The sequence below is a fragment of the Bradyrhizobium sp. 142 genome (assembly GCF_023074015.1).
Taxonomy (GTDB): Bacteria; Pseudomonadota; Alphaproteobacteria; order Rhizobiales; family Xanthobacteraceae; genus Bradyrhizobium.
Genome location: NZ_JADPKQ010000021.1, coordinates 1 through 1,088, shown reverse-complemented (window position 1 = coordinate 1,088; position 1,088 = coordinate 1). Strand labels below are relative to the sequence as shown.

Annotated in this window: 1 protein-coding gene; it reads left to right on the top strand. The window is 60.7% G+C overall.

Annotation, left to right across the window (positions count from 1 at the left end):
- Window positions 1-189: 189 nt before the first annotated feature.
- A complete protein-coding gene (locus IVA82_RS01645; RefSeq protein WP_247493132.1) occupies window positions 190-1,008 on the top strand; it encodes a YncE family protein in 819 nt (272 codons plus the stop codon).
- The last annotated feature ends 80 nt before the right edge of the window (window positions 1,009-1,088 follow it).

Here is a 1,088-nt window from a genome sequence, read left to right as displayed (position 1 = left end):
TCGGTGCTGATCGTGGATCTCGTCGACCCTGAAAGCCCCAAGATCGTCGCCACCCTGCCCCTGAAGAATTCGATCGTCGGACCGCCGGTCAATCTCGACATCGATCCATCAGGCTCGGTCGCACTGGTGGCGGATTCGGTAGATGTAACCAAGGACGGCGACACGCTGAAATAGGTCCCGGACAACAAGGTGTACGTTATCGATCTCAAGGCCAGTCCACCCAAACTGGTGGCCACGGTCACCGCCGGCAAGCAGCCGTCCGGACTGAGCATCAGTCCATCCGGCAAGATGGCGCTGGTTGCCAATCGTGGCGATAACTCGATCAGCGTGCTCTCGGTCAATGGCACCGACTTCAAAGTCACCGATACGATCGCGATGCCCGACAGCGTCGCACATGTGGTGTTCACGCCGGACGGCAAGCGGGCGCTGGCAGTGAGATTCGCGGCGCACAAGGTGTCGGTGCTTGATATCGCCGGCGACAAGGTGACCTACAACAAGCTCGATCTGCCGACCGGCCTGTGGCCTTACAATGTCGTGGTCACGCCCAACGGCAAGATCGCGCTGACCGCCGATAATGGCGGCGCCGGCTCATCCGACGGCAGCGTTGACACGACAAGCGTGATCGATCTCGAAGCCAACCCGCCGCGCATCATCGATCGGGTGGTGGTCGGCGACGGCCCGGAAGGATTGGCGATGTCTCCGAAAGGCGATCTCGCAGTCGCCGCGATCCTGCGCGGCTCCAACATGAAGAAGGCCTTCTACTACGAGCCGAATGGCAGCATTTCGGTGCTGAAGATCGACGGAAAGAAGGTGACCAAGACCCAGGATATCGAGGTCGGCGGATTGCCCGAGGCTGCGATGTTCACCCCCGACGGCAACTACATTCTGATCGGAAATTATTTGACCCAGGATTTCTCGATCCTGAAGGTCAACGGCACTGAGGTCACGGATACCGGCAAGCGCTTCAAGGTACCGGGGCATCCGGCTTCGGCGCGCATGAGCCAGTAGAAGCGCCGCACTCGGATTGCAACAACGGGTGCCAATCCACGCCTCGCTCGACACGCTGACGGCGCTATTGAGGCGCGCGG